Annotated in this window: 23 protein-coding genes and 1 tRNA gene; 16 read left to right on the forward strand and 8 right to left on the reverse strand. The window is 67.5% G+C overall.

Translation table 11 applies throughout. The features are described from left to right. Window positions 1–52 precede the first annotated feature (52 nt). On the forward strand, window positions 53–1,432 hold the full coding sequence (gene otsA / locus HNP48_RS16405; RefSeq protein WP_184858874.1) for an alpha,alpha-trehalose-phosphate synthase (UDP-forming): 1,380 nt from the start codon (window positions 53–55) through the stop codon (window positions 1,430–1,432). Between the two features lie 6 nt (window positions 1,433–1,438). On the opposite strand, the gene HNP48_RS16410 is transcribed toward otsA, so the two are convergent. From HNP48_RS16410 to HNP48_RS16430, 5 genes are read right to left on the reverse strand one after another with little or no spacing between them, the layout of a single operon-like run. After that, window positions 1,439–1,633, reverse strand: coding sequence for a DUF2905 domain-containing protein (locus tag HNP48_RS16410; RefSeq protein WP_184858876.1), 195 nt, complete (start codon window positions 1,631–1,633; stop codon window positions 1,439–1,441). Window positions 1,634–1,650: 17 nt separating this feature from the next. Beyond that, complete coding sequence (locus tag HNP48_RS16415; RefSeq protein WP_184858878.1) at window positions 1,651–2,529, reverse strand: ABC transporter permease; 879 nt, start codon at window positions 2,527–2,529, stop codon at window positions 1,651–1,653. Beyond that, a complete protein-coding gene (locus HNP48_RS16420; protein WP_184858879.1) occupies window positions 2,526–3,536 on the reverse strand; it encodes an ABC transporter ATP-binding protein in 1,011 nt (336 codons plus the stop codon). The genes HNP48_RS16415 and HNP48_RS16420 overlap by 4 nt, the downstream gene beginning before the upstream one ends. Before the next feature lie 14 nt (window positions 3,537–3,550). Further along, window positions 3,551–4,585 (reverse strand): ABC transporter substrate-binding protein, encoded by a 1,035-nt coding sequence (locus tag HNP48_RS16425; protein WP_184858881.1) that lies wholly within the window; start codon window positions 4,583–4,585, stop codon window positions 3,551–3,553. 56 nt (window positions 4,586–4,641) lie between these two features. Then, a complete protein-coding gene (locus HNP48_RS16430) occupies window positions 4,642–5,559 on the reverse strand; it encodes a TauD/TfdA family dioxygenase (RefSeq protein WP_184858883.1) in 918 nt (305 codons plus the stop codon). Between the two features lie 188 nt (window positions 5,560–5,747). Here HNP48_RS16430 and HNP48_RS16435 point away from each other — a divergent pair, with 188 nt between their 5' ends. The 7 genes from HNP48_RS16435 to HNP48_RS16465 all read left to right on the forward strand — a co-directional run bounded on the left by HNP48_RS16435 (window position 5,748) and on the right by HNP48_RS16465 (window position 13,427). Continuing rightward, the gene (locus HNP48_RS16435; protein WP_184858886.1) at window positions 5,748–7,142 is read left to right on the forward strand and encodes an ethanolamine ammonia-lyase subunit EutB; all 1,395 of its coding nucleotides are present in this window, start codon (window positions 5,748–5,750) and stop codon (window positions 7,140–7,142) included. Then, the gene (gene eutC, locus HNP48_RS16440) at window positions 7,139–7,939 is read left to right on the forward strand and encodes an ethanolamine ammonia-lyase subunit EutC (RefSeq protein WP_184858888.1); all 801 of its coding nucleotides are present in this window, start codon (window positions 7,139–7,141) and stop codon (window positions 7,937–7,939) included. The genes HNP48_RS16435 and eutC overlap by 4 nt, the downstream gene beginning before the upstream one ends. Window positions 7,940–8,079: 140 nt before the next feature. Beyond that, window positions 8,080–9,039, forward strand: coding sequence for a TauD/TfdA family dioxygenase (locus HNP48_RS16445; protein WP_311773828.1), 960 nt, complete (start codon window positions 8,080–8,082; stop codon window positions 9,037–9,039). 178 nt (window positions 9,040–9,217) lie between these two features. Then, window positions 9,218–10,549, forward strand: coding sequence for an ABC transporter substrate-binding protein (locus tag HNP48_RS16450; protein ID WP_184858892.1), 1,332 nt, complete (start codon window positions 9,218–9,220; stop codon window positions 10,547–10,549). Between the two features lie 10 nt (window positions 10,550–10,559). Continuing rightward, a complete protein-coding gene (locus HNP48_RS16455) occupies window positions 10,560–11,474 on the forward strand; it encodes a carbohydrate ABC transporter permease (protein WP_184858894.1) in 915 nt (304 codons plus the stop codon). After that, window positions 11,461–12,348 (forward strand): carbohydrate ABC transporter permease, encoded by an 888-nt coding sequence (locus HNP48_RS16460; RefSeq protein ID WP_184858896.1) that lies wholly within the window; start codon window positions 11,461–11,463, stop codon window positions 12,346–12,348. The genes HNP48_RS16455 and HNP48_RS16460 overlap by 14 nt, the downstream gene beginning before the upstream one ends. 5 nt (window positions 12,349–12,353) lie before the next feature. Next, the gene (locus HNP48_RS16465; RefSeq protein WP_184858898.1) at window positions 12,354–13,427 is read left to right on the forward strand and encodes an ABC transporter ATP-binding protein; all 1,074 of its coding nucleotides are present in this window, start codon (window positions 12,354–12,356) and stop codon (window positions 13,425–13,427) included. Between the two features lie 9 nt (window positions 13,428–13,436). Here HNP48_RS16465 and HNP48_RS16470 read toward each other — a convergent pair whose 3' ends face one another. Continuing rightward, window positions 13,437–14,555: an SAM-dependent methyltransferase gene (locus tag HNP48_RS16470; protein WP_184859304.1), complete on the reverse strand. Its 1,119-nt coding sequence runs from the start codon at window positions 14,553–14,555 to the stop codon at window positions 13,437–13,439. Window positions 14,556–14,563: 8 nt separating this feature from the next. Between HNP48_RS16470 and HNP48_RS16475 the strand changes: the two genes are divergently transcribed. The 4 genes from HNP48_RS16475 to HNP48_RS16490 all read left to right on the forward strand — a co-directional run bounded on the left by HNP48_RS16475 (window position 14,564) and on the right by HNP48_RS16490 (window position 17,776). Beyond that, window positions 14,564–15,352, forward strand: coding sequence for an SDR family oxidoreductase (locus HNP48_RS16475; protein WP_184858900.1), 789 nt, complete (start codon window positions 14,564–14,566; stop codon window positions 15,350–15,352). A 29-nt stretch (window positions 15,353–15,381) separates the two neighbouring features. Next, window positions 15,382–15,759 carry a dihydroneopterin aldolase gene (locus tag HNP48_RS16480; protein ID WP_184858902.1) on the forward strand — a complete coding sequence of 126 codons (378 nt, stop codon included), beginning with the start codon at window positions 15,382–15,384 and terminating at the stop codon, window positions 15,757–15,759. 224 nt (window positions 15,760–15,983) lie between these two features. Then, entirely contained in the window at window positions 15,984–16,175 is a 192-nt protein-coding gene (locus HNP48_RS16485) for a hypothetical protein (protein ID WP_184858904.1), read from the forward strand. 179 nt (window positions 16,176–16,354) lie between these two features. Continuing rightward, window positions 16,355–17,776 carry a PLP-dependent aminotransferase family protein gene (locus HNP48_RS16490; protein ID WP_184858906.1) on the forward strand — a complete coding sequence of 474 codons (1,422 nt, stop codon included), beginning with the start codon at window positions 16,355–16,357 and terminating at the stop codon, window positions 17,774–17,776. 113 nt (window positions 17,777–17,889) lie between these two features. Here HNP48_RS16490 and HNP48_RS16495 read toward each other — a convergent pair whose 3' ends face one another. Continuing rightward, on the reverse strand, window positions 17,890–18,498 hold the full coding sequence (locus HNP48_RS16495; protein WP_184858908.1) for an HNH endonuclease: 609 nt from the start codon (window positions 18,496–18,498) through the stop codon (window positions 17,890–17,892). Here HNP48_RS16495 and HNP48_RS16500 point away from each other — a divergent pair. Further along, entirely contained in the window at window positions 18,497–18,880 is a 384-nt protein-coding gene (locus HNP48_RS16500; protein WP_184858910.1) for a hypothetical protein, read from the forward strand. The two genes, HNP48_RS16495 and HNP48_RS16500, sit on opposite strands and share 2 nt — an antisense overlap. Window positions 18,881–19,382: 502 nt before the next feature. On the opposite strand, the gene HNP48_RS16505 is transcribed toward HNP48_RS16500, so the two are convergent. Then, window positions 19,383–19,458, reverse strand: a tRNA-Trp gene (locus HNP48_RS16505). A gap of 834 nt (window positions 19,459–20,292) precedes the next feature. On the opposite strand from HNP48_RS16505, the gene HNP48_RS16510 reads away from it, so the two are divergent. The 3 genes from HNP48_RS16510 (at window position 20,293) to HNP48_RS16520 (ending at window position 22,543) form a co-directional block, all read left to right on the forward strand. After that, entirely contained in the window at window positions 20,293–20,709 is a 417-nt protein-coding gene (locus tag HNP48_RS16510) for a hypothetical protein (protein ID WP_184858912.1), read from the forward strand. A 168-nt stretch (window positions 20,710–20,877) separates the two neighbouring features. Further along, complete coding sequence (gene ttcA, locus HNP48_RS16515; RefSeq protein WP_260420256.1) at window positions 20,878–21,864, forward strand: tRNA 2-thiocytidine(32) synthetase TtcA; 987 nt, start codon at window positions 20,878–20,880, stop codon at window positions 21,862–21,864. Between the two features lie 49 nt (window positions 21,865–21,913). Next, window positions 21,914–22,543, forward strand: coding sequence for a DUF4136 domain-containing protein (locus HNP48_RS16520; RefSeq protein ID WP_184858913.1), 630 nt, complete (start codon window positions 21,914–21,916; stop codon window positions 22,541–22,543). Window positions 22,544–22,547 lie beyond the last annotated feature (4 nt).

The following is a 22,547-nucleotide window of genomic DNA, read 5'->3' on the forward strand; positions in this document are numbered from 1 at the left end:
TTTGCGGCCGTGTCCCACAAGCGAACGCGGTTCTGGTGGAGATGATGGACGCATGAGCCGTCTTGTTGTCATCTCCAACCGCCTTGCCGACCCCCGCAAACCTGCCGCTGGAGGCCTGGCGGTTGCCTTGGGCGAGGCCCTGAACCAGACCGGAGGGCTCTGGTTCGGCTGGAGCGGCACCGTCGTCGAAGGTGGCACGCCTGGCGAGGGCGAACTCCATACCCGCCAGGCCGGGCCCGTGACGCTGGCCACCGTGGACCTGTGCCGCGAAGACCACGACGCCTACTACCAGGGCTACAGCAACAGCGTGCTCTGGCCGGTGTTCCACTACCGGCTGGACCTGGCCGACTTCAACGCCAGCTACGTCGCCGGCTACCGCCGCGTGAACCAGATGTTTGCGCGCAAGCTGCTGCCGCTCTTGCGCGAGGACGACACCATCTGGGTGCACGACTACCACCTGATCCCATTGGCCGCCGAACTGCGCGCCATGGGCTGCCGCCAGCGCATCGGCTTCTTCCTGCACATCCCCATGCCGCCGCCGCTCATCATGGCGGCCATTCCGCAGCACGAGTGGCTGATGCGATCGCTGTTCGCCTACGACCTGGTGGGCCTGCAGAGCGAGGCCGATGTCTCGCACTTCACACGCTATGTGCGCAACGAAGGCAGCGCCGAGGAAGTGGGCGCCCAGCGCCTGCGTGCCTTTGGCGGCACGGTGCAGGTGCAGGCCTTTCCCATCGGCATCGACGTGGACGAGTTCACGCGGCTCACGCAGGCACCTGACGCCGTGGAAACCTGCGAGAACATGCGCGACGAGTACTCGCGCCGGCGCCTGCTGCTGGGCATCGACCGGCTCGACTACTCCAAGGGCATACCGCACCGGGTGCGCGCCTACCGCGAGCTGCTCGACCGCTACCCCGAGAACCGCAACAGCGCCACGATGATCATGATCGCCTCGCCTTCGCGCGACGACGTGCACGCCTACGCGGACCTGCGCCACGAGCTCGAAGGCCTGTGCGGATCGGTCAACGGCGACTATGGCGAGCTCGACTGGATGCCCGTGCGCTACATCCACCGCACGGTGGCGCGCAAGCGCGTGCCCGGCCTGTGCCGCGCCGCGGCCGTGGGCCTGGTGACACCGCTGCGCGACGGCATGAACCTGGTGGCCAAGGAATACGTGGTGGCGCAGGACCCTGAGGACCCGGGGGTGCTGGTGCTCTCGCGCTTTGCGGGGGCCGCCGAGCAATTGAAGGAAGCGCTGCTGGTGAACCCCTACGACACCCAGGGCACGGCCGACAGCATCCAGCAGGCGCTGCAGATGCCGCTGGCCGAGCGCCAGGCGCGGCACGGCAAGCTCATGGCGCGCATCCGCGAATACGACGTGCACTGGTGGCGCAAGGCCTTCCTGCAAGCCCTGCAGGAAGCAGGGGACTGACGGCGTTCAGATGAATTTGGCGATCAGGCTGGCAACAAAGCTCAGCAGCAATGTGGAGGCGAGCGGGATGTCCCATTCGCGCCCCCGCCACCGAAAGCGCAGGTCCCCCGGCAGCTTGCCAAAGCCGATGCGCCGCAGCATGGGCGACAGCCAGCTGATGAACATCAGCGCAAGAAAGACGACAAGAAACCAGCGGAGCATGCCCCGAGTGTAGGCGCCTACCTGGAAACACCCCAGCGGCGCACGGTCAGACGCTCCAGGGTATGAAAGCCCAGGCTTTCGACCGCCAGGCCGATCAGGATCACCAGCACCAGGCCCGCGAACACCTTGTCGGTGTAGAGCTCGTTGCGGTTCTGGAAGATGTACCAGCCCAGGCCGCCCTTGCCCGACGATGCGCCGAACACCAGCTCGGCCGCGATCAGCGTGCGCCAGGCAAAGGCCCAGCCGATCTTGAGCCCCGACAGGATGGACGGCAGCGCAGCCGGCACCAGGATCTGCAGCACGTAGCGCATGCCGGTCAGGCCGTAGTTGCGCCCGGCCATGCGCAGGGTCTCGGGCACGGACTGGAAGCCCGCATAGGTATTGAGCGCCAGCGGCCACAGCACCGAATGGACGAGCACGAACACCAGGCTGCCCTGCCCCAGGCCGAACCACAAGAGCGCCAGCGGCAGCAGCGCAATGGCCGGCAGCGGGTTGAACATGGAGGTCAGCGTGGACAGCAGGTCGCGCCCGAACTGCGTGGACACGGCCAGGGTGGTGAGCACGAAGGCACCCAGGATGCCCGCGAAATAGCCTTTGAGCAGCACCGACAGCGAGATCGCCGTCTTGGCCACCAGCTCGCCCGAGGCCAAGCCCTCCACCAGGGCCTTGGCGGTCTGCAAAAAGGTGGGCAGCAGCAGATCATTGTCCTGCCAGCGCGCCACCACCTCCCACAGCACGGCCAGCACGGCCAGGATCACGAGCTTGCGCACCCATGCCTGTTGCCAGATGCGCGCGGCCAGGGGCAGCGGCTGCACGGGCGCGATGCCGCCCAGCGGCTCTAGGCTGCGCTCGAATTCGGGGCGCACAGGTGGGGTCAGCAGGGTGGGAGCGCTCATACGGAAATCTGGAAAGGCAGCGCGCCCACGGGCCGCTTCGGGGTGACAAGCGGCACGCCGCCCTGGCGGCCGGGCGTGAGCGCCTCGGCATCGGCCTGCACCGAGCCCGGCACGGCTGCCGCACCGGGCTCATCGAAGAGCAGGCGGTGGATGCGCTGGGCCGTGGCCTGGAAGTCGGCACCGCCCAGGCTGTTCAGCCCGAACTGGTGGCTGTTGACCTCGGCGCGCAGCCGGCCCGGGTGGGGCGAGAGGATGGCGATGCGGTTGCCCACCACCAGCGCCTCTTCGATGGAATGGGTCACGAAGATCAGCGTGAAGCGAAACTCGTCCCACAGCGAGAGCAACTCCTCCTGCATGCGCCGGCGCGTGAGGGCATCGAGCGCGGCAAAGGGCTCGTCCATCAGCAGCACCTGGGGCTGCATGGCCAGCGCGCGCGCAATGGCCACGCGCTGCTTCATGCCGCCCGAGAGCTGGTGCGGGTGCACGTCAGCGAACTTGGACAGCCCCACCTTGTCGATGTAGAGCGCCGCGCGGTCCGCCGCCTCCTGGCGGCCCACGCTGCGCGAGGCCAGCAGCGGGAACATCACGTTGTCGCGCACCGTCTTCCACGGCGGCAGTTGGTCGAACTCCTGGAACACCACCACGCGGTCGGGCCCAGGCCGCGTGACGGCGCGGCCGTCGAGCAGGATCTGCCCTTCGCTGGGCGCGATAAAGCCCGCGATCGACTTGAGCAAGGTGGACTTGCCGCAACCCGAGGCGCCCAGCAGCACGAAGCGATCGCCCGCATGCACGTCGAAGCCCACGCGGTGCGTGGCACGCACCACGCGCTCGCGCGTGCGGTAGTCGATGCTCACGCCCTGCACCTGCAGCAGCGCTGCGGAAGAACCGGCAGGCACGTCCGCATTGGCAACAGCCAGGTCCAGGGCCTGCGCCTCGTCCTCCAGCGCCGCGCGTTCGCTCTGCAGCGGCGGCGAGAAGGGGCCCAGCCGGATGGTGTGCTCACTCATGCCCGCATGGCCCGTCAGTTGCCCGACGCGGTGTGCGCGTCGTCGAAGAAGTAATCCTTGAGCGCCGTGGGCTGGTTCTTGATGGCGCCCACGCGGTGCAGGAACTGGCCCATGCCCAGCGTGTTCTCGGGGCGCACCTTGAATTGAACCTCGGGGTTCTGGATGATCTTGAGCAGCAGCGCGCGGTCGGTGTTGCCCCCGGCCACCTTGAGGTAGATGTCGGCCGCCTTCTCAGGGTTGGCGGAGACGAACTTCGCCGCCTCGTCCAGCGCATCGACGAAGGCCTTGTAGGTCTTGGGGCTCTCATTGCGGAATTTCTCGGTGGCATAGAGCACGGTGGCCGATGCCGGGCCCCCCAGCACGTCGTACGAATTGAGCACGATCTTCGCCTTGGGGTTGCCGGCCAGTTCCTGCTCCTGGAAGGGCGGGTTGCCGAAATGGCCCGTGATCTCGGTGCCGCCCTTGATGATGGCCGCCGCCGCATCGGGGTGCGGCAGCGCCACCTGGATCTTGTCCAGGCGGTTGAACTCCTTGTCGCCCCAGAGCTTGGCCGAGGCCATCTGCAGCACGCGTGACTGCACCGAAACGCCGACGGCCGGCAGGGCGATGCGGTCCTTGTCGGTGAAGTCGGCAATGGTCTTGACGGCCGGGTTGTTGCTCACCAGGTAGTAGGGGAAGTTGCCCAGCGAGGCCACGCCCTTGACGTTCTGGCGGCCCTTGGTGCGGTCCCACAGCGTGAACAGCGGGCCCACGCCGGCACCGGCGATGTCGATATTGCCCGACAGCAGCGCATCGTTGACGGCCGAGCCACCCGACAGCTGCAAAAACTCCACCTTGATGTCGACGCCTGCGGCCTTGCCGTGCTTTTCGATCAGCTTGTTCTCCTGCGCCACGTTGAGCAGCAGGTAGACGATGCCGAACTGCTGCGCAATGCGCAGCTGGCCCTCGGCCGCATGGGCCGTGGCGCTCAACCCGCCGGCCAGCAGCCCGGCGGTGGCCAGGGCCGCGATGGTCTTGCGCACGAGGCGGCGGCGGGAGGTCTGGAACATGGTCATGGGTACTGTGCAGTCAAAGATGGAAAACAGGGGATGGAGTCAGCGGCGAATCAGAAGGGCACATCGCCCTCGATGGTCGTGCGGTACAGCTTGCGGCGCTCGCTGTCGGGCGTGCCGGCCGCCAGGTGGGTCACGGAGCGGTTGTCCCAGAACACCAGGTCGTGCGGCTGCCACTGGTGGCGGTAGGTGAACTCGGGGCGCACACTGGCGGCGAACAGCTCGGCCAGCAGGGCCTGGCTTTCGTCCTCGGACAGGCCCACGATGCGCGTCGTGAAGTGCTCGCTCACGAACAACGCCTTGCGCCCTGTCTCGGGGTGGGTGCGCACCACGGGGTGGATGGAGGGCGCCACCTCGTCGATCTGCGCCTGGGTGAGCTTGGGGCGCCAGGGGCTGCGGGCGCGCAGTTCCTCGTACTTGGCCAGGTAGCTGTGCTCGGCCTGCAGCGGCGCGATGCGCGCCTTGAGCGCTTCGGGCAGTGCGTCATAAGCGGCGTGCTGGTCGGCGAACAGGGTGTCGCCGCCCTCGCCCGGCAACTCCTGCGCATGCAGCAGCGAGCCCAGGCTGGGCTTGTCCTTGTACGACAGGTCCGAATGCCAGTAGTGGCCCGCATCGCCCAGGCCGATGGGCTGGCCGGCGCCGTCCTTGATGTTGGAGACGATCAGGATCTCGGGGTGGCCCGCGAGCTGGAAGCCCTTGAGCACATGGATCTGCAGCGGCCCGAAGCGGCGGCTGAAGTCGACATGCTGGGCAGGCGTGATGCGCTGGTCGCGGAACACCAGCACATGGTGGTCCAGGTGCGCACGGTGGATGCGTGCGAAGTCCTCCCGGCCCAGCGGGCGCGACAGGTCCAGGCCCAGCACCTCAGCCCCCAGCGGGCCGGCTGCGCCTTCGATGGAGCGGATCACCAGGCCTTGCGGCGGTGCGTCGCCATAGGGGGCGGCAACAACAGAAGACAGAACGGCAGACATGAGAACCTCGTGGGACGTGGGGGCGGTGGTGCCGCAGATGCCCCAACTCTAGGTTGCCGCTCTTATTCTGGGAACGAAGGTTTTCTCAGTTATTAACAACCAAAACAGCTAAGACTGCTGTACCCCATCGTGGCACACCGCTTGCAAGGGCATGCCATCATTGCCACGGCCCACCCATCCCTGCACCGATGTCGGCGACCTACCACCACACCCTCCACGGCCAGCGCTGGCTGTTCGACGACCTGCGCGCGGTGATGGCCAAGGCCACGCCCGCACGCTCGGGCGATGCGCTGGCCGGCATCGCGGCGCAATCGGCAGTGGAACGCATGGCAGCACGCATGTGCCTGGCCGATGTGCCACTGCCCCGCTTCCTGAACGAGGCACTGGTGCCCTACGAGAGCGACGAGGTCACGCGCCTCATCATCGACACGCACGACGCCGCGGCCTTCGCCCCCATCGCCCACCTCACCGTGGGCGGCCTGCGCGACTGGCTGCTGGCGGCCGATACCGCCGCGCTCACCGCCGTGGCCCCGGGTCTTACGCCCGAGATGGTGGCCGCCGTGAGCAAGCTCATGCGCAACCAGGACCTGGTGGCCGTGGCGCGCCAGTGCCGCGTGGTCACGCGTTTTCGCAACACCATCGGCCTGCCGGGCCACCTGGCCGTGCGCCTGCAGCCCAACCACCCGACCGACGACCTGCGCGGCATCGCGGCCTCCATGGTCGATGGCCTGCTCTACGGCGCGGGCGACGCGGTGATCGGCATCAACCCGGCCACGGACAGCATCACCGCACTCACCGGGCTGGTGCACATGCTCGATGGCGTGGTCTCCACGCTGCAGATCCCCACGCAATCGTGCGTGCTCACGCATGTGACCAACACCGTGCAGATGATCGAGCAGGGCGCGCCGGTGGACCTGGTGTTCCAGTCCATTGCCGGCACCGAGAAGGCGAACGCGGGCTTCGGCGTCAGCCTGGCGCTGCTGCGCGAGGCGCGCGAGGCCGCCCTGTCCCTGCAGCGCGGCACGCTGGGCGACAACGTGATGTACTTCGAGACGGGCCAAGGCAGCGCACTGTCGGCCAACGCCCACCACGGCGTGGACCAGCAGACCTGCGAGGCGCGGGCCTACGGCGTGGCGCGCGCCTTCTCGCCGCTGCTCACCAACACGGTGGTCGGCTTCATCGGGCCCGAGTACCTGTACGACGGCAAGCAGATCATCCGCGCGGGCCTGGAAGACCATTTCTGCGGCAAGCTGCTCGGTGTGCCGCTGGGCTGCGACGTCTGCTACACCAACCATGCCGAAGCCGATTCGGACGACATGGACACGCTGATGACCCTGCTGGGCGTGGCCGGCCTGACCTTCATCATGGGCGTGCCGGGGGCCGACGACATCATGCTCAACTACCAGAGCACCTCGTTCCACGATGCACTCTACCTGCGCGAGGTGCTGGGCCTGCAACGCGCCCCCGAGTTCGATGCCTGGCTGCAGCGCATGCACCTGGCGGACGAGGCTGGCCGGCTGCTGCCCGCCGCGCAGCAACAGGCCGCCATCGCCCAATTGCGGCAGATAGGCATGCGCGCATGACTCTCCCGGCTCCCTCCATCGGCCCGCAGCCCGACCCCTGGGGCGACCTGCGCGCCCACACCGCCGCCCGGCTGGCCCTGGGGCGTGCCGGCACGGCCATCCCCACGCGCGAGCTGCTCGACTTTGGCCTGGCCCATGCCCAAGCGCGCGATGCGGTGCACCTGCCGCTCGATGGCGATGCGCTGGCAACACAGCTCACCGATCTGGGCTGCGCCACGCTGCGTGTGGCCAGCGCCGCGCCCGACCGCGCCACCTACCTGCTGCGCCCCGACCTCGGCCGGCGCCTGGATGCAGCCGATGCACGGCAGCTCGGCGACGCACCGCAGGCAGGCTGCGACCTGCTGCTGGTCGTGGCCGACGGCCTCTCGGCGCTGGCCATCGAGCGCAACGCCGTGCCGCTGGTGCAGGCCATCGTGCAAGGCGCCCCGCAGGGCTGGCACATGGGGCCCGTGGTGATCGCCACCCAGGCGCGCGTGGCCCTGGGCGACGAGGTCGGCGCGCTGCTGGGCGCGCGCATGGTGGCCGTGCTGATCGGCGAGCGCCCGGGCCTGAGCTCGCCCGACAGCCTGGGTATCTACCTCACCTGGCAGCCCCAGGTGGGCCGTAGCGATGCCGAGCGCAACTGCATCTCCAACGTGCGGGCCGAAGGCCTGGCGCCCGCCGCTGCGGCGGCGCGCCTGTGGTGGCTGTGCGTGGAGGCCAGGCGCCTGGGCCTCACGGGCATCGGCCTCAAGGACCGCAGTGATGCCGTCACCTTGGAGGCTGCCCCCTCCGGGGGCCCACTGGCCAACGGGTAACGCCCAGGAACCTACCCAACTTTCGCTGCTTTCGATATTGCCGAATGTTTCGGCAGCTTGGATATCGGTTTTCATTGCTTCGCAGGCGGGCCCCCCGTCCGCAGAATCCGGCGCTCCCCCACCACTGCTGGAGCTTGCCCGTGAGCGCGACCTCGTCCCCATCCAACATCGATACCTCCTTCGGGAATCTGCGCATCCGCCGCGTGGCCGGCAGCCTGGGCGGTGAAGTCCTGGACCTGAAGCTCTCGGGTGAACTGGATGGCGCCACCATCGCCGACCTCACCGCCGCGCTGGTGCAGCACAAGGTGCTGTTCTTCCGCGGCCAGTCGCACCTTACCGATGCCAGCCACCAGGCCTTCGGCGCCCTGCTGGGCAAGACGGTGGCCCACCCCACGGTGCCTTCGCCCGCGGGCACGCGCATTTTCGAGCTCGATGCCTCCAAGGGCGGTGGCCGCGCTGATTCGTGGCACACCGACGTGACCTTTCTCGATGCCTTCCCCAAGTACGGCATCCTGCGCGGCGTGAAGATCCCGGCCTACGGTGGCGACACGGTGTGGGCCAACACGGCGGCTGCCTATGCACGCCTGCCCGAAGACCTCAAGCGCCTGGCCGATGGCCTGTGGGCCGTGCACAGCAACGACTACGACTACGGCGCCGAGCGCGTGATGGTCGAGGAGGAGCGCCTGAACCACCACCGCAAGGTCTTCGTCTCGGCCGTGTACGAGGCCGAGCACCCTGTCGTGCATGTGCACCCGGTGTCGGGCGAGCGCGCGCTGCTGTTGGGCCATTTTGTCAAGAAGATCGCGGGCTTCTCCAGCACCGAATCGGCGCGCCTCTTCGAGATTTTGCAGAACCGCGTGATCCGCCTGGAGAACACCGTGCGCTGGCAGTGGCAGCAGGACGACGTGGCGATCTGGGACAACCGCGCCACCCAGCATTTCGCCATCAACGACTACGGCAACCAGGCCCGTCTGGTGCGCCGCGTCACCGTGCACGGCGACCCGGCCGTGGCCGTGGACGGCCGCAAAAGCCGCACGCGCACACGCCCCGAGGCCACCAACGACGCCCAGATCGACACCCTCATCACCGCCACGGCATGAAATCACCCCCTGAGTCGCTTCGCGCCTTCCCCCTCTCTCGTCTCGCTGCGCGATTCGGGAGGGGGACGCCCCCAGCGCGGCGGGGCGGCCCTTGCGCGGGGGCACTGGCTTAGCCCACGCCAGTTTCATCAGACAAACGCAGTAACTACGGCCCCTGCCAGATCAAGGAATGCCCGATATGACCCAACGACGCCAATTGCTCCAGGCCGCTTCGGCCCTCGGTGCCACCGCCCTGCTGCCTGGCTTTGCCCAGGCCCAGAGCGGTGCCAAGAAGTTCCAGGGCGTGACCCTGAATGTCTCGACCTTCAGCGCCGCCTACCCCAAGCTGCTGCAGCAGTACCTGCCCGAGTTCGAGGCGCTCACGGGTGCCAAGGTGAATTTCGATGCGCCCTCCTTCCCGGTCTACAACCAGCGCGCCGACCTGGAGCTGTCCACCAAGGGATCGGCCTACGACGTGGTCAACGTGACCTTCATCTATTCGAGCCGCTGGATCAACTCGGGCTGGCTCACGCCGCTCGACGACTTCATCAGGAACCCCAACCTCACGCCCGCCGACTGGGATGTGAACGACTTCCTGCCCGGTGCGCGCGCGCCCGAAACCGGCAAGGACGGCAAGCTCTATGGCATCCCGTGGACCGCCGAGGCGCTGCTGTCCGCGTCGTCGCGCTTCGACCTGGTGCAGCAGGCCGGCCTGGCCTACCCCGACACCACGGACGACCTGGTCAAGGTGCTGCGCGCCGTGAACAAGAAGGAGCGCGTGGCGGGCTTCGTCTCCGACAGCCACTACGGCTGGACCTTCGTGCCCTACCTGCACGCCTTCGGCGGCGACGTATTCCGCAAGGCACCCGACGACCTGTACCCCACGCTGGACACGCCCGAGGCGATTGCCGCGGCCGAGTACTACGCCAGCCTGCTGCGCGAGTTCGGGCCCGATGGCGCCATCACCTACACGCCCGACCAGGTGACCCAGGCGCTCAAGCTCGGGCGCGTGAACTTCACCGACGCGGGCCAGCTGCACCTGGCGCAACTGGGCGACGCAGCCACGAGCAAGACGATCAAGACGCTGAAGTTCGGCCAGGTGCCCAAGGGCCCGGCCGGGCGCTTCCCGGGAACGGCCGTGCATGGCCTGGGCATTCCGACAGGCTCGAAGAACAAGGAGGCCGCCTGGGCCTTCATCCAGTGGGCGCTGTCCAAGCAGACCACGCGCAAGGCGGTGCTGGCGGGCTACGGTTCGCCCGCGCGCCGCTCGGACATCGACTCCAGGGAGTTCCGCGCCAAGCAGGTCATCAACGGCAACGACCTGGCGCAGCTGGCGCTCGACTCGATCGAACTGGCCTCCAAGACCGGGCACATGAAGTACCGCACGGTGTCGGTCTACCCGCAGGTGGACCAGCAGCTCAACAAGGCGATCGCGCTGATCGCCTCGGGCCAGGCCAGCGCCAAGCAGGCGCTGCAGCAGGCCCAGGCGCAGTCGATCACCGAGCTCAAGCGCGCCGGGCAGAACCTCTGACCCCACGCCCATGACCGCCTTGACTGTGCGCCCTGGCATCGGCTGGGAGCAGGCCCGCCGGCGCGCCTTCCTGTGGGGCCTGCTACCCTCGCTGGCGGTGCTGCTGCTCATCACGCTGGCGCCGGCCACGGCGCTGCTGGTGGCCAGCTTCACGCCGCTGAGCCTGACGGACGCGTCCGCCACCTTCCACTTCAGGGACCCGCTGGGCAACTACCGCCATCTGCTGGAAGACGAGCGCTTCCTGCACTCCATCGCCACGCAGCTCAAGCTGTCGGCCTCCAGCGTGGCATTGCAGCTGGCTGTGGGCCTGGGCCTGGCGCTGCTGCTCAACGGGCGCTCCAGGCTGCTGGGCGCCACGCGCACAGTGTTCCTGATCCCCATGGTGCTGCCGCCCATCGTGGTGGCGCTGATCTGGAAGATCATGTACACGCCCGACGTGAGCCCCCTGCACCGCGCGCTGGAGGCCGTGGGCCTGCCCGTGCGCTCGCTCATCGCCAACCCCGACACGGCCCTGTGGGCCATCTCCATCGCCGACACCTGGCAGTGGTTCCCGTTCACCATGCTGATGGTGCTGGCCACGCTGCAAATGGTGCCCGACGAGCCGCTGGAGGCGGCGAGCCTGGACGGTGCCAACCGCTGGCAGCTGTTCGTCTACATCGTGTTCCCCCATATCCGGCCGGTGCTGGCGGTGTGCGGGCTGTTCCGGCTGATCGACAGCTTCAAGGCTTTTCCGCTGATCTATGTGCTCACCGACGGCGGCCCGGGCACGGTGACCGAGGTGACCAACTACTACGGCTTCATCCAGGCCTTCAACTTCTCCTACTGGGGCTATGCCAGCGCCATCGCGATGGTGATCCTCGCGGGCGTGTTCGCGCTCAGCTGGCTGGTGGGCCGACTCGGATGGAACGAGCATGACAAGCGCTGACGCCACCCTGCCCCTGCCGGCACCACCCGCTGCTGCCGCATTGCCGCTGACTGCCACGCGCCACGCCGGCTGGCTGCGCCGCCATGCGCGCGGCCTGGTGGCCATCGCCCTGCTGCTGGTGGTGATGTTCCCCTTCCTGTGGCTGGTGCAGCTGGCCTTCAAGCCCGGGGCAGAGATCTTCGAGGACAGCCTGCTCTTCGTGCCCACGCTGGAAGGCTTTCGCAGCCTGCTGCAGGGCAACTTCCTGAAGTCTTTCTGGAACAGCCTGGCGGTGAGCACCCTGTCCACCGGCCTGTCGCTGCTGATCGGCGTGCCGGCGGCTTATGCGCTCACGCGCTGGCAGTTCAGGTGGCGGCGCCATGTGGCGCTGTGGATTCTGGTGACGCGCATGGCGCCGCCCATCGCCTTCACCATCCCCTTCTTCCTGGCCTACCGCTGGCTGGGGCTGCAAGACACCATTGCCGGCCTGGCCATTGTCTACCTGACCTTCAACCTGGCCATCGTGATCTGGCTCATGCAGACCTTCTTCGAGGCCGTGCCCACGGCCCTGGAAGAAGCCGCCTACATCGACGGCTGCGGCGTCTGGCAGGCCTTCTGGCGCATCACGCTGCCGCTGGCCTCGCCCGGGCTGACGGCCACGGCCGTGCTGTGCTTCATCTTCTCGTGGAACGATTTCTTCTACGCCCTCATCCTCACGCGCACCAACGCCATCACGGCGCCCGTGGCCATCGTCAACTTCCTGCAGTACGAAGGCTGGGAGTGGACCAAGATCGCTGCCAGCGGCACGCTGGTGATGTTCCCGGTGGTGATCTTCACGGTGCTGGTGCGCACCTACCTTGTCCGCGGCCTCACCGCCGGCGGCGTGAAAGACTGACCGACATGGCCGCCCTCTCCCTCCACCAGATCGTCAAGCACTACGGCAGCACGCCCGTGATCCACGGCGTGGACATCGCCATCCAGGACGGCGAGTTCGTCGCCCTGGTCGGCCCTTCGGGCTGCGGCAAGTCCACGCTGCTGCGCGCCATCGCGGGGCTCGAAGCCATCACCAGCGGCGAAATCCGCCTGGGCGGGCGCGCGATCAACGACGTGGCGCCCAAGGACCGCAACATCGCCATGGTGTTCCAGAACTACGCGCTGTACCCGCACATGACGGTGGCGCAGAACCTGGGCTTCTCACTCAAGCTGCAGGGCGAGGACAAGGCAGCCATCCAGCGCCGGGTGGGCGAGGTGGCGGCCATCCTGGGCCTGGAGCAACTGCTGGACCGCACGCCACGCCAGCTCTCGGGCGGGCAGCGCCAGCGCGTGGCCATGGGCCGGGCCATCGTGCGCCAGCCCGATGCCTTTCTGTTCGACGAGCCCCTGTCCAACCTGGATGCCAAGCTGCGTGTGCAGGTGCGCACCGAGATCAAGGCCTTGCACCAGCGCCTGCGCACCACCACGGTCTACGTCACGCACGACCAGGTGGAGGCCATGACGCTGGCCGACCGCATCGTGGTGCTCAAGGATGGCGTGGTCGAGCAGGCGGGCGCACCGCTCGAACTCTACGACCGGCCAGCCAATGCCTTCGTGGCGGGCTTCATCGGCTCGCCGGCCATGAACTTCATTCCCGGCCGGCTGCACCTGGACGGCACGGCGCGCGTGGTGACCGACGACGGCCTGCACCTGCCCCTGGACCGGCCGCCGCAGGGGCGCCACGGCGACAGCGTGCTCTACGGTGCCCGCCCCGAGCACTTCGCGCTACAGGCCAGCGGCGACGGCCTGCCCGCCCAGGTCAGGGTGGTGGAGCCCACCGGCTCGGAGACCCAGGTCGCCGTGCGGCTGGCCGGTGGGCATGACATCCTGGCGGCGTTCCGCGACCGCATCGATGTGCGGCCGGGCGATGCGCTGTGGCTGCGGCCCGTGGCCGCGCAGGCGCACCTGTTCGATGCGACCAGCGGAGCCCGCCTGAACTGATCCCGTGCCTCAGAGGCGGTGCGAACGGTCGCCCTGGGCAAATCCTATGGGCTCCCAGGCCTCGCCCACGCCCAGGGCGATGACCTTGAACAGCTCGCCCATCTCGTGCTCCATGATGAGCTTGGCGGCCGTGGCGCGCTCCAGGGGCGGCAGTTCCACCATGCGCTGGGCCAGTCCGCAGTTGATGAGGAAGTGCGCCTGCGTGGTGTAGCCCAGCACGTTCATGCCGGCGTCCTGCGCGGCCAGGGCCATGGCCGTGAAGTTGACGTGGGCGGTGATGTCCTTGCGACCCACCGCCACCAGCGGGTCGCCATCGGCCAGGTGGCCTTGGTGGCACATCACGGTGCCCATGTGGCGCTGGGGGTGGTAGTACTCGCTCTCGCCAAAGCCGTAGTCCAGCAGGAAGATCGCGCCACGCGCGAGGCGGTCGGCCAGGGTGCGGATGAAGCCCTCGCCCTGGGCATGGATCTCGGTCAGGTAGTCCTGCGGGCCTTCCACCTCCACGGGCGGGCGCAATGCGGTGGGCCGGTCGGCCCAGGTGAAGGCGCCCTCGTGCAGCGCCACACCACGCTCGTGCCACACGCCACCCTGCTGGCCGCCGTGGCGTGCCAGCAACTGCACGGGCATGGCGTCGAGCACCTCGTTGCCCACGACCACGCCCTCGAAACGCTCGGGCAGCGCATCCACCCACTGCAGCTTGTGCGCGTGCGGCGCCAGCAACGCTTGCTGGCGTGCGCGCAGGCTGCCCGACAGGTCGACGATGGTGTAGCGCTGCACCCGGTCGCCCAGGGCGTCGAGCAGTTGCAGCGCCAGCGCGCCGGAACCGGCGCCGAACTCCCAGACCTCGTTGGCGCCGGTGTGCTCGAACGCCTCGGCCACCTGCACGGCCAGGGTCTGGCCGAACAGGGGCGTGAGCTCGGGTGCGGTCACGAAGTCGCTGCCGGAATCGGGCAGCAGGCCGAACTTGGCCGAGTCATTGGCGTAGTAGCCCAGGCCGGGTGTGTACAGGGCCAGGGCCATGAACTGGTCGAAACCGATCCAGCCGCCCGCGGCGGTGATGGCATCGGCGATGTGCGCCGTGAGGGCGGTCGTTAAACTGTCGGGTGTTTTCGTCGTCACGGCCCGTATTGTCCCCCATGCCCTCTTCCCCCCGCCCCCGTACGGTGCTCGTCACCGGTGCCGCCAAGCGCCTGGGCCGCAGCATTGCGCTGGCGCTGGCCGCCGGCGGCTGGCAGGTGGCCGTGCACTACCGCAGTTCCGAGCAGGATGCCATCGCCACGGCGGCCGAATGCGCGCGCCTGTCCTCGGCCACCAGCGCGCACTTCGATGGAGACTTTGACGACGAGGCCGCCGTGCGCGCGCTGGTGCCCCGGGTGGTGGAGCGTTTCGGCGCGCTGGATGCGGTCGTCAACAACGCCTCGCTGTTCGAGCACGACAACGCGGCCACCCTGGGCTACGCGGCCCTGGAAAAGCACCTGCGCAGCAATGCCGGTGCCCCGGTGCTGCTGGCCCAGGCCCTGCACGAGCACCTGCAGGCGCGCGTGGCGGCGGGCGAGGCCGATGCCCAGGGCGCCGTGGTCAACCTGCTCGACCAGAAGCTGTGGAACCAGAACCCCGACTTCATGAGCTACACGCTGTCCAAGGCGGCGCTGGAAGCGGCCGGCACCATGCTGGCGCTGGCCCTGGCACCCCGCGTGCGCGTGGTGGGCGTGGCCCCGGGCCTCACGCTCACGAGCCACATGCTCAGCGACGAAAAGTTTGCCCAGTTGCACAGCCTGAGCCCGCTGGGCCGCTCCTCCACCCCCGAGGACGTGGCCGCCACCGTGCGCTTTGCGCTGGAGAACCGCTCCCTCACCGGCACCACGCTGATGGTGGACGGCGGCCAGCACCTGATGAAGTTCGAGCGCGATTTTTCGCTGATGTGAGCGGGCCTGCGCCCGCACAGGACACCCCCATGACGACCACCCACGCCACCGGCACCCAGATCCTCACCCTCACCGGCCTGCGCTTCGACGCCAACCTGGGCATCCTCTCGCACGAGAAGACCGATCCCCAGCCCATCCAGGTCGATGCCGAGCTGAGCCTGGGCGTGCAGCCGCTGTCGCCGCGCGACGACGACATCCTGCACGTGCTGGACTACCGCAAAGTGCGCCAGATCATCATCGACGAATGCCGCGCCGAGCACGTGAACCTGCTCGAGAGCCTGATCGGCAAGCTCGCCAACCGACTGATGCTGCTGCCCGGCGTGCTGGGCGTGCGCGTGAAGATCGCCAAGCTGGAGATCTTCGACGACTGCGAGGTGGCCATCCGCATCGAGACCGGGCAGTGGTGACCTCTTGCCAAAGACCAGTGCAGTGGTGGCCATCTGCTATGGACAAAATTCCGCAGAGCTGATCTGTTCGCCCGCACAGAGGGCCAGATAGCATCGCCCCATGCTTTCGAAGCTTCGGCCAGGCCCCATCGCAGCTTGACCAGGGATGAAGCGGCGCAGGCAGCGTTGGGGGTCACGCACCCCGCGACGCAGCGTGTCAAGCGATTGCCAGGAAATACGCAAACATGGATTGGGTCCCCATCGTCTTCGTGACGTTCAAGGTTCTCGTGTTCGGCACGGGAATGTTCTTTGCCATCAAGTGGCACTACGACCAAGGCAAGCAGAAGAAAAAGGAAGCCAGCGGAGCGCAAGCCCCCGCCGATCCCCCCCCGGGCGCCCCCGAGCAGTCGACCCATCTCCGCAGAGGGCCTTGGTAGGACAAACCCCTCCGAGAGCGGACACCCCCAGCCGCTCACCGCCTCGTGGCATTGGGCGAATGCAGTCTCCTGTCTCTGCCGGGCCCCAGCAGTGCTGGATTCCCCCGCGTCGACCACGCGCCATGGTCGCATACCGCCCCTCGGCTATTCTGGGCGCTTCCTTTGCGACCACCCCGGCCATGACGCAGTACGAGCAGCTTGCGGATGAAATCCATGCACTGATCCATTCGGGGTCATTGCGGGTGGGAGATCGCCTGCCCTCGGTGCGCCAGTCCAGCGAGCGGCGCCAACTGAGCCAGTCCACGGTTTTCCAGGCCTACTACCTGCTGGAGTCCCGTGGTCTGATCGAGGCCCGCCCCCGTTCGGGCTACTACGTGCGCCCCCGGGTGCCCGCGCCCTTGCAGCGCCCGAAGACGAGCCGCCCGTCCCCGCGCCCCCACGGCGTGGCCATCAATGATCTGGTGGTTGCGCTGCTGAACCAGCCGCATGGCAGCCAGGTGGTGCCCCTGGGCTCGGCCTTCCTGGATCCCACGCTGTTCCCTGTGGACCGGCTTGCCCGCTCACTGGGCACCGCCATGCGGCGGCTGGCTCCCGAGAAACTCATTGAAGAGCTGGCCACGGGGCAATTGCGCCTGCGCCAGCAGATTTCACAGCGCTATGCGGCCGACGGAATCCATGCCGGTGTCGACGAGATCATCATCACCAATGGCGCGATGGATGCGCTGAATCTCAGCCTGCAGGCTTTGACGCAGCCTGGCGATCTGGTGCTTCTGGAGGCGCCTACTTTCTATGCCCCGCTGCAGGCCATCGAACGCCTGAAGCTGCGCGCCTTGCAACTGCCGACCAGCCCTTCCGATGGCGTGAGCCTGGAATCCGTGGAGGCGGCACTGGCGGCGGGGGAGGTCAAGGTCTGCTGGTTCATGCCCTCGTTCCAGAACCCGCTCGGGGCATTGATGCCGGACGAGAAGAAGAAGTCGCTGGCGGACCTGCTGGCCAGGTACCAGGTCCCCCTGATCGAGGATGACGTCTATCGCGACCTGTATTTCGGGCCCCGCAAGCCACGACCGGTCAAGGCGTTCGATCGCGACGGCTGGGTCATCCATTGCGCGTCGTTCTCCAAGACCTTGGCGCCAGGCTACCGCGTGGGGTGGGCATGCGCAGGACGGTGGACCCGCGATATCGAGCGGCTGAAGGTGATGAGCAGCCTTTCCGCATCGATCCCGTCGCAGGCGGCCATTTCCGACTACCTGGCACAAGGGGGCTATGACCTGCACCTGCGCCGCCTCCGGCAGACGCTTCTTCATCACCGGGCGCTGATGGTCGACGCCATTGCAGAGTCCTTTCCAGCGGACACCAAGGTCACGCAACCCGAGGGTGGCTACTTCCTGTGGGTGGAACTTTCCAGGCGCATAGACGCCCTGGAACTCATGCGCTCGGCGATGGCTGCCGGGGTGAGCCTCACGCCCGGCCCCCTGTTCTCAGCAGACCGGCGCTTCGCCCACTGCATCCGCTTGAACTACTGCTCCACGTCCGCCGACAAGGTGGTCAGGGGCACCCATACTCTCGGAAAGCTGGTGCACCGAATGCTGGACAAGACATAGCCAAGCCCCGCCTGCATCCACAACCTGCAACCGTGATCAGCCCCGGGTGATCCGGCGATGGCAAAAGAAAAGGCCGTGGTCATCGACCACGGCCCTCGTCTTTTTCCGCCCCCTCAATGGAGGCGGGAGCCCTTGGGCAGCCGCTTGGCCAGCCACTCATGCACGTCCGCGCGCACGTTGCGCCCGTCCAGCAGGAAGGATTCATACCGGCTGGGCACATAGGGCAGGTACAGCAGGCGCATGCCGGCTTCCTCGGGCAGGCGGTCGGCCTTGTAGCCGTTGCAGCCGGCGCAGGCCGCCACGAGGTTGGTCCACGCGGTGGCGCCACCACGCGACTGCGGCACGATGTGCTCGCACTGCAGGGCCTCTTCTGCGAAGACATCGCCGCAGTAGGCGCAGGTGTGGCGGTCTCGGCGCAGCAGGCGGCGCTTGGTCAGCCCCGGCACCACGTCAAAGAGGTTGATCCGGGACACGCCGCGCAGCGCGATGATGGGCGCGATCTCCAGCACCGACTGGCGGCCCGTTGCCGCGTTGTGCCCGCCACGCAATGTGGCCAGGGCTTCGAGGCCGGCATCCCAGGCCACGGCGCCGCTGGCGTAATGCACGGCGGCCTGCTCCAGCGGCATCCACGACTGGGGCGTGCCATGCAGGTCCAGCTGCAGCACGCGCGGTGTCGGGGCCTGGGGCTTTCGGGTGGGGGTTTCGGGTTCGGTGCGGGGCATGGTGCTTCCTTTCTTGCTTGGCAATGCAGGGCGCAGCCGCCCAGCCAAGCGCACGCCCCGGTTCAACAACAACAGTCAATCAATGGCAAAGGCGGGCGTCCATCGGCAATCGATGGACGCCCTGGTGGATGCAGTGAGGCAGGCAGTGGGCGCAAGAGCGCACAAGCCGCTACCACTCGCCAACCTCGCGCACGCGCTGGTCGAGGTCGAGGTGATCGAGGCGGCGGGCGTCAGGAACCACGCGGGCGGCCGCGCGGGGCAGACGAGCGCGCACGGATGCCAGGCGGGCCAGCCAGCCGGCGAGGCCGGAGCGGCGCCGTGGGGCACCAAGGGAAAGGGAATGCTGGATGGCCATGGTGGACTCCTGAAGGTGATTGGGTGAATGAACGAGGTGGGTGGGTTGAGAAAAAGGGGCAGACCGGGGAGGGATCGAACCTCCGTATGGCGGAATCAAAATCCGCTGCCCTGGAACCTGCTCAAGGCCTTTTTGAAGCCGCGTTGGGGCGCAATCGGGATGAGTGGATGCTTCGGCTGCTTGCATGGGCTCATGCCCATGCAAGCAGCCGGGGCGTCCAATCGCCCGATTTCGCCCCAACCCTTCGGGCAAGTGCCTTGCCGGGCGGTCTGCGGCGTTGCGGCGCTTGTTGATAGCCGAGCTATCAACTGCGCACCGCGCCTTGCATCCCATCCCGGCAAGGCTCTTGCGCGGCTTCAAAAAGGCCTTGAACAGGTTCCGGTACTTGGCGACCGGTCAACAAAGGGGAAAGAGGAAAGAGGGAGCCGCAGACAGGAGTCGAACCTGCAATCCCCGGCCCAAAAAAGACCAGACGCCCCAATCCGACAGGGCTGCTACGGCATGCCTGGCATTGCCAGGAAAAAAAGATTGGCGCGCGCGGAAGGAGTCGAACCCTCAACCGCTGGTTTTGGAGACCAGTGCTCTGCCAGTTGAGCTACACACGCATCAGATGAATCGGGCAGGCGCTTCAGGGCTGCCTCCATTTCGGTTGTGTCTTCACGCGACCGCGGCCCGCAAGGGCGCCGCGCATGCACGTCGCTGCACTGGGTGATCAATCCCAGCACATCCCGCCGGGCCGCGCATGCGGCCGGATCCGGCGGTGAAAGCAAAGGCACACCCGAAATGGAGAGAGGACACGAGCGTGCGCTGCACGCTGCCCTCTCTGCTTTCGATGGGCAGGCTGGCCGTGGCTCCGGTGGAGCATTGCCGCCTGCAGCAAGTTGTTAAAGAACCGGGTCCCCGGTGGGTCGATGCCCTGGGGGGCAGCGCGGGCGCTGCGAAAAGGTGGAACGGTGGAAAGAAAAAAAGCCGCAATGAAAAAGGCCCGGAACCACCTGGTTGCCGGGCCTCTGCTGGAGAGATCGGGAGGGAGAACGCTCTGGGGCTATTGCCCTGCGTTGCAACCTCCGCCCGGGGGTGGAGCGGTATCCTCGAAACCATTGCTGCCCAGCCACTGCGGCTGGTTGCCATTGCCCTGCAAGTACGCACTGGATGCCATGCGCTGCTGCGATGCCGACAGTCGTTTGGCCAGGGACGGCATGGATGCCGAATGCGCATGGGAGAACGGCGACAACCCGCGCACGGCCACGGCGCCCTGGCAGGGGCGGCGGAGGATGGCGGTGCGGATGGCGTTCACGATGGGCTTTCGGCGAAAAGTGGTTCGGTGGTGGTCCAGAGGTGGAGGACACGGAGTCCTGATGGATGGGGACTGTAAATAGTCTTTACGCGACGGTCAACACCCGGCACAATCTTTTTTCGCGTTTGTTGTTTTTTTCGTTGTGACCCCGCCCTCCCTCACCGTCCTGCGCCGCACCAATGTGCTGGCGCTGCACCGCCTTTTCCTCGAACAGCAGATCGCCGCTGGCAAGCCCGCCAAGGGCCTGGACCAGGCATTTGCCGCCTCGCTCGAGATCTCGCCCAGCATGTGGAGCCAGATCAAGAGCTCCCGCCCCATCGGCAACACGCTGGCGCGCCAGATCGAGCGCCACGCGCAGGTGGACATCGGCTGGCTCGACGCGGAGCACGCCACGGCGCACCCCGACCCGGCCGAAGAGCGCTTTCTGGACCTGGCGCGCCAGGCCTGGCGTGCGGCCAACGCCAAAGGAAAGCGCGAGATGCGGTTGTGGCTGGTGGAGCGGGCACCGCCGGTGCCCGAAGCCCCCCCTGGCAACGAGCCCCCGGAAGCGGGAAAATAGCGCCCCAAGCCAGGGGTACAAGGCAGTGGAGAGCCCGCTCCAGCCCATGGGCGCACGGTTTCGCCGACAATTGGGGGCTATTTCCGTCTTTTTTGGCCCCAAGCGGGCGCCCCGGCCCCAGGCGCCCGGCGGGCACCGCTTCACCCGACCCCAGAGTCCACCCTTTCCATGAGCGCAGTGATCAACGAAACCACCCAGGCCGGCTGGACCGCAGAGCCCCCCGAGCTGGCAGACGCCGGCGCCGATGCCGGCGCGGCCGCGTCCGGCCCTGCGCGCCTGAAGATCGAGCGCGAAGCCCACAAGCTTGAAAAGCGCCTGTGCCGCGAGGTGGGCAAGGCCATCGTCGACTTCAACATGATCGAAGAAGGCGACAAGGTCATGGTCTGCATGTCCGGCGGCAAGGACAGCTATGCCCTCCTGGACATCCTGATCAAGCTCAAGGCGCGCGCCCCCATCCATTTCGACCTGGTGGCGGTGAACCTGGACCAGAAGCAGCCCGGTTTTCCCGAGCATGTGCTGCCCGAGTACCTGGCCAGCACCGGTGTGCCCTTCCACATCGAGAACGAAGACACCTACAGCATCGTCAAGCGCCTGATCCCCGAGGGCAAGACCACCTGCAGCCTGTGCAGCCGGCTGCGCCGGGGTATCCTGTACCGCGTGGCCGATGAGCTGGGCTGCACCAAGATCGCGCTGGGCCACCACCGCGACGACATTCTGCAGACCCTGCTGCTCAACATGTTCTTCGGCGGCAAGATGAAGAGCATGCCCCCGAAGCTGGTGAGCGACGATGGCCGCCACGTGGTGATCCGCCCCCTGGCCTACGTGACCGAGAAGGACACCACGCGCTGGGCGGCACAGCGCAATTTCCCCATCATCCCCTGCAACCTGTGCGGCAGCCAGGAGAACCTGCAGCGCAAGCAGGTGGGCGAGATGCTGCGCGAATGGGAGAAAAAATTCCCCGGCCGCGTGGAGAACATGTTCAACGCGCTGCAGAACGTCGTGCCCTCGCACCTGCTGGACGGCAGCCAGTACGACTTCAAGAACGCACGCGCCACGGGCGTGGCCAATGAGAACGGCGACAAGGCTTTCGACAAGGAAGAGTTTTCAGCGCCCAGCCCCTCGTTACCCGGTGTGCAGGTGGTGCAGCTGTCGTGAACCTCGGAACTGGATCGCGCTCCAAGATGGAAACGCCCAGGAGATTTTCATGACCCGTCGCTGGATTCCCACCCTGCTGCTTGGCCTTGCCGCTGCCGCCCTCGCCGGCTGCAGCACCACCCGGATGGTGGAAGGCCAGGTGCAGAGCTTTTCCACCCTGGCGGCCGTGCCCAGCCCGGCCACCTACCGCATTGACCGCCTGCCCTCGCAACAGACACCGGCCTTCGACGCCATTGCAGCACTGGCCGAGCAGTCGCTGGCCCGCGCCGGGCTGCAGCGCGACGATGCTGCCCCCAAGCTGCTGGTGCAGATCGGCGTGCAGGCCGGCACGGTGCCGCGCTACGACCCCTACTGGCCCTATGGCCCTTATGGTTTCTACGGCCCGTACCGCGGCTACTACGGCTGGGGTCATGGCGGCTGGTATGGCCGCGGTTGGGGCATGGGTGGCCTGTGGCGCATGGGCGAGCCCACGCCCCTGCACCGCCGCGCCGTGAGCCTGGTGATGCGCGATGCCACCACCCAGGCCACGGTGTACGAGACCTCGGCCGTGCATGAAGACGTGTGGGTCGCCGACCCCGCCGTGTTCGGCATCCTTTTCGACGCGGCGCTGACCGGCTTCCCCAAGCCCTCCGGCGGCCCCCGCCAGGTGCGCATTCCGCTCGTACCCCCATCCCCCTGATCCC

The organism is Acidovorax soli, assembly GCF_014207955.1.
In the GTDB taxonomy this organism is placed as follows: domain Bacteria; phylum Pseudomonadota; class Gammaproteobacteria; order Burkholderiales; family Burkholderiaceae_C; genus Acidovorax; species Acidovorax soli_A.

Bases quoted from the DNA above. Each gene is read 5' to 3' on its own strand.
- otsA (WP_184858874.1), top strand. From the start codon at position 53: ATGAGCCGTCTTGTTGTCATCTCCAACCGCCTTGCCGACCCCCGCAAA.
- HNP48_RS16410 (WP_184858876.1), bottom strand. From the start codon at position 1,633: ATGCTCCGCTGGTTTCTTGTCGTCTTTCTTGCGCTGATGTTCATCAGC.
- HNP48_RS16415 (WP_184858878.1), bottom strand. From the start codon at position 2,529: ATGAGCGCTCCCACCCTGCTGACCCCACCTGTGCGCCCCGAATTCGAG.
- HNP48_RS16420 (WP_184858879.1), bottom strand. From the start codon at position 3,536: ATGAGTGAGCACACCATCCGGCTGGGCCCCTTCTCGCCGCCGCTGCAG.
- HNP48_RS16425 (WP_184858881.1), bottom strand. From the start codon at position 4,585: ATGTTCCAGACCTCCCGCCGCCGCCTCGTGCGCAAGACCATCGCGGCC.
- HNP48_RS16430 (WP_184858883.1), bottom strand. From the start codon at position 5,559: ATGTCTGCCGTTCTGTCTTCTGTTGTTGCCGCCCCCTATGGCGACGCA.
- HNP48_RS16435 (WP_184858886.1), top strand. From the start codon at position 5,748: ATGTCGGCGACCTACCACCACACCCTCCACGGCCAGCGCTGGCTGTTC.
- eutC (WP_184858888.1), top strand. From the start codon at position 7,139: ATGACTCTCCCGGCTCCCTCCATCGGCCCGCAGCCCGACCCCTGGGGC.
- HNP48_RS16450 (WP_184858892.1), top strand. From the start codon at position 9,218: ATGACCCAACGACGCCAATTGCTCCAGGCCGCTTCGGCCCTCGGTGCC.
- HNP48_RS16455 (WP_184858894.1), top strand. From the start codon at position 10,560: ATGACCGCCTTGACTGTGCGCCCTGGCATCGGCTGGGAGCAGGCCCGC.
- HNP48_RS16460 (WP_184858896.1), top strand. From the start codon at position 11,461: ATGACAAGCGCTGACGCCACCCTGCCCCTGCCGGCACCACCCGCTGCT.
- HNP48_RS16465 (WP_184858898.1), top strand. From the start codon at position 12,354: ATGGCCGCCCTCTCCCTCCACCAGATCGTCAAGCACTACGGCAGCACG.
- HNP48_RS16475 (WP_184858900.1), top strand. From the start codon at position 14,564: ATGCCCTCTTCCCCCCGCCCCCGTACGGTGCTCGTCACCGGTGCCGCC.
- HNP48_RS16480 (WP_184858902.1), top strand. From the start codon at position 15,382: ATGACGACCACCCACGCCACCGGCACCCAGATCCTCACCCTCACCGGC.
- HNP48_RS16485 (WP_184858904.1), top strand. From the start codon at position 15,984: ATGGATTGGGTCCCCATCGTCTTCGTGACGTTCAAGGTTCTCGTGTTC.
- HNP48_RS16490 (WP_184858906.1), top strand. From the start codon at position 16,355: ATGACGCAGTACGAGCAGCTTGCGGATGAAATCCATGCACTGATCCAT.
- HNP48_RS16500 (WP_184858910.1), top strand. From the start codon at position 18,497: ATGGTGCTTCCTTTCTTGCTTGGCAATGCAGGGCGCAGCCGCCCAGCC.
- HNP48_RS16495 (WP_184858908.1), bottom strand. From the start codon at position 18,498: ATGCCCCGCACCGAACCCGAAACCCCCACCCGAAAGCCCCAGGCCCCG.
- ttcA (WP_260420256.1), top strand. From the start codon at position 20,878: ATGAGCGCAGTGATCAACGAAACCACCCAGGCCGGCTGGACCGCAGAG.
- HNP48_RS16520 (WP_184858913.1), top strand. From the start codon at position 21,914: ATGACCCGTCGCTGGATTCCCACCCTGCTGCTTGGCCTTGCCGCTGCC.